Annotated in this window: 3 protein-coding genes and 2 pseudogenes; all 5 read left to right on the top strand. The window is 41.3% G+C overall.

Features of this window, described 5'->3' with window-relative positions:
- Positions 1-109, top strand: a pseudogene (locus tag ACEYV4_RS09255) (IS30 family transposase); the annotation flags it as partial.
- 32 nt (positions 110-141) lie between these two features.
- Positions 142-1,311: pseudogene (locus ACEYV4_RS09250) on the top strand (thymidine phosphorylase); the annotation flags it as partial.
- Between the two features lie 18 nt (positions 1,312-1,329).
- Positions 1,330-2,040, top strand: a complete 711-nt coding sequence (gene deoD, locus ACEYV4_RS09245) for a purine-nucleoside phosphorylase (protein ID WP_373842996.1) — start codon at positions 1,330-1,332, stop codon at positions 2,038-2,040.
- Between the two features lie 109 nt (positions 2,041-2,149).
- Positions 2,150-3,091 (top strand): sugar-binding transcriptional regulator, encoded by a 942-nt coding sequence (locus ACEYV4_RS09240; RefSeq protein WP_373842995.1) that lies wholly within the window; start codon positions 2,150-2,152, stop codon positions 3,089-3,091.
- A 79-nt stretch (positions 3,092-3,170) separates the two neighbouring features.
- A partial coding sequence (locus ACEYV4_RS09235; protein ID WP_373842994.1) for an IMP dehydrogenase occupies positions 3,171-3,430 on the top strand: 260 nt, incomplete at its 3' end.

Raw genomic sequence — 3,430 nt, 5'->3', positions numbered from 1 at the left:
AGCTATGTTTAATGGACATTCGTCAATGGATATCTATCGTAAGGCCTTCTACCAAGAGATATCACAGCTCCATCAACCAATAATCAATTGGTCAGTATTATTTATTTGAGTCCAGTGGCTAACTTATTCTTGAAATTTAGGGCAATTTATTTTCGAGGGATGACCAGTGCAGAACAAACTAGCCTAACAATGAAAATGATGCATTCTGGAGAACGACTGAATCTCAGTCAAATTCCGGGAGTCAAAGTCGATAAGCACTCAACCGGAGGTGTTGGTGACAAGGTTAGTTTGCCACTAGCAGCAATGGTGGCGGCAACCGGCATCCCAGTACCGATGATTTCTGGCCGGGGCCTTGGACATACTGGTGGAACCTTAGATAAGTTGGAAGCCATTCCAGGTTTTAGGGTGGAACTATCCGAAGCAAATTTTATCAATCAAGTAGCTACGGAAGGCCTAGCGATTGTTGGTGCAACTGGTGAGGTCGCACCCGCTGACAAAAAGCTTTATAGCTTGCGCGATGTTACCGATACAGTAGATTCGATTCCTCTAATTGCCAGTTCAATTATGAGTAAAAAGATTGCCTCAGGAACTGATGCCTTGGTAATTGATGTCAAAACAGGTGCCGGTGCTTTTATGAAGACCCTTGACCAATCTCGAGCTTTGGCGCATGCCCTGGTGAATATTGGTAAACAAGCTGGTTTGCAATGCATGGCAGTTATTTCCGATATGAACCAACCATTAGGTAACAAAATAGGTAATTCTCTAGAAATTGAGGAAGCCATTGATGTCTTAAAGGGTAAAGGACCAGTAGATTTAACCGAATTGGTATTAACGCTAGGCAGCTACATGGTCATGATGGGTGGCAAGGCAACAACTCCCGTAGAAGCACGGCAATTGCTTAGACAAACCATTATTGATGGTACCGCTATTGAGCGTTTTAAGGCGATGATCATTGCTCAGGGTGGTGATCCACGGGTAATGGACGATTATAAGGTCATGCCTCAGGCTAAATACCATTTCCCATACCGTGCACAACGATCTGGTATTTTGACTAAATTAGCCGCCGATGAGATTGGAACTGCCAGTATGTTGCTTGGCGGGGGTCGGCAGAAAGCAACTGACCAATTGGATTATAGTGTTGGTATTGAACTTCATCATAAGTTGGGAGATCAGGTAACGGCTGGTGATGAATTATTAACCGTTTACAGTAATCGTCAGGTAATTACTGATGTAAAGAAATTATTAGACGAAAGCATTGAGATTAGTGATCATGGTGAGCGACCGACCTTGATTCACGAGATTATTGAATAATGTTGAGGAGGAAACACAATGAGTACACACATTGACGCCAAGATGGGCGATTACGCAGAAACGGTATTATTACCGGGGGATCCACTACGGGCAAAGTACATTGCTGAAAATTTCTTGGAGAACGTCCAGCAAGTGAATGCCGTTCGTAACGCCTTTGGCTATACTGGTGAATACAAGGGCCACCGGATTTCTGTTCAAGGATCTGGGATGGGAATTCCATCGATGTCTATTTACATCAACGAATTAGTAAAATTCTTTGGCGTTAAAACTATCATCCGAGTTGGCTCTTGTGGGGCGATTGCTCCAGGAATTCACCTGCGTGATGTTATCCTGGCGCAAGGATCTTCGACAGATTCCGCCGTTACCATGAATACGTTTGGTGCTGGCTTTCACTATGCGCCACTTGCCGATTTTAAGCTTTTAGATACCGCTTATCACGTTGCTGGCCGGCTTGGTGTTAATGCTAAAGTTGGTGATATTTTTGCTGCTGACCGGTTCTATAATGATGAACTGGATATGAAGAAATTACGTGATTATGGTATCTTAGGAACGGAAATGGAATCAGCCGGGCTATACTTGCTAGGAGCAAAGTTACATTTTCGGGCATTATCGGTCTTAACTGTTAGTGACCTGATCTTTGGAAACGAAAAAACTACGGCTGAAGAACGGGAAAAGACTTTTAATGATATGATCAACATCTCATTAGAAACTGCTATTGCTAATAAATAATTGAATATCCCAACCAAGTTCGCTATATTGAATAAGGAAAAATAAACAAGGGCCTGCAGCTTTTATATGCATGCAGTACCCTTGTTTTTAGGTTAGGAGGATTCATATTATGGAAGGCGAAGACAAAAAAATTGCCATAGCGCTTAAGGTGGCGACGCTTTATTATCGAGATGGCTTTAATCAGCAAGAAATTGCAACTGAACTTGATATTTCTCGAGCTACAGTTTCCCGTTTACTTCAATTCGGCCGTAATCAGGGATTAGTGACAATTCAAATTCACAATCCCTTAGCACCACTTCATCAATTACAAACGGCGTTATTGAAAAAATATTCAAGCTTAAAGAAAATTATTATTGTTCCAGGTAAAGATAATCCATTAGAAGAAGTAGGCAATGCTGGAGCTCATTACCTAGAGCAAATTATTAAGGATAATGATATTTTAGGCTTGGGATGGGGAAAGACGGTTTATCAGGTAGCTTTGCACACTGATATCAAGAATGTGTCGGGGGTTAAGGTTGTTCAAATGAAGGGCGGAATGTCAAATACCGAAACCCGCAATTATGCTTTTGAAACAGTCAATGCCTTCGCCAGTGCCTTTAATACTATCCCCCAATATCTACCAGTACCGGTTATCTTTGACCATGCAAAAACGAAGGAGCTAGTAGAAAGCGATACTCATATTAAATACATCCTTAAGCTAGGGCAGGAAGCAAATATTGCTATGTTTACGGTTGGTACAGTTCGAGATTCAGCCTTACTTTTTCGGCTGGGCTATTTTACAGCAGCGGAACAACGGAGCTTGCAGCAAAATGCCGTTGGTGATATTTTCTCTCGTTTTATTAATGCTCAGGGTCAAATTGTTAACCAAGATATTAATAAACGAACAATCGGTATTCATCTAAATGACTTAAAAAAGAAAAAACATAGTATTCTAGTAGCTGCTAACGTTGCTAAAGTGCCAGCTATTCATGGATCATTGACGGCCGGTTATGCTAATACACTGATTATTGATCAGGAGAGTGCGAACAATTTATTAGAATATTCTAATTAATTTTCGGGATTTTACCCTTGACCTTGCTCCAATTTCCGGGTAAAGTTGACCTAATCAATTTAAGGAGTGTGTTGAAGCAATGTCGAATTGGGACACGAAATTTGTCAAAAAAGGCTTAACTTTTGATGATGTTTTATTAATTCCGGCAGAAAGCCATGTCTTACCAAACCAAGTTGATTTAAGTACTACTCTGGCTGATAATCTTCACTTGAATATTCCAATTATCTCCGCAGGAATGGATACGGTTACTGAAGGTTCAATGGCAATTGCCATGGCTCTGCAAGGTGGCTTAGGAGTCGTTCACAAGAATATGTCTATCCAAGCCCAGGCTGGTGAAGT

Source organism: Limosilactobacillus sp. (genome assembly GCF_041859915.1).
GTDB lineage: Bacteria > Bacillota > Bacilli > Lactobacillales > Lactobacillaceae > Limosilactobacillus.
The sequence above is the reverse complement of the archived record's forward strand: the minus strand, read 5'-3'. Positions and strand labels throughout refer to the sequence as shown.

What these genes read in the sequence shown, in the direction of transcription:
- deoD (WP_373842996.1), top strand. Translation starts at nt 1,330, where the DNA reads ATGAGTACACACATTGACGCCAAGATGGGCGATTACGCAGAAACGGTA.
- ACEYV4_RS09240 (WP_373842995.1), top strand. Translation starts at nt 2,150, where the DNA reads ATGGAAGGCGAAGACAAAAAAATTGCCATAGCGCTTAAGGTGGCGACG.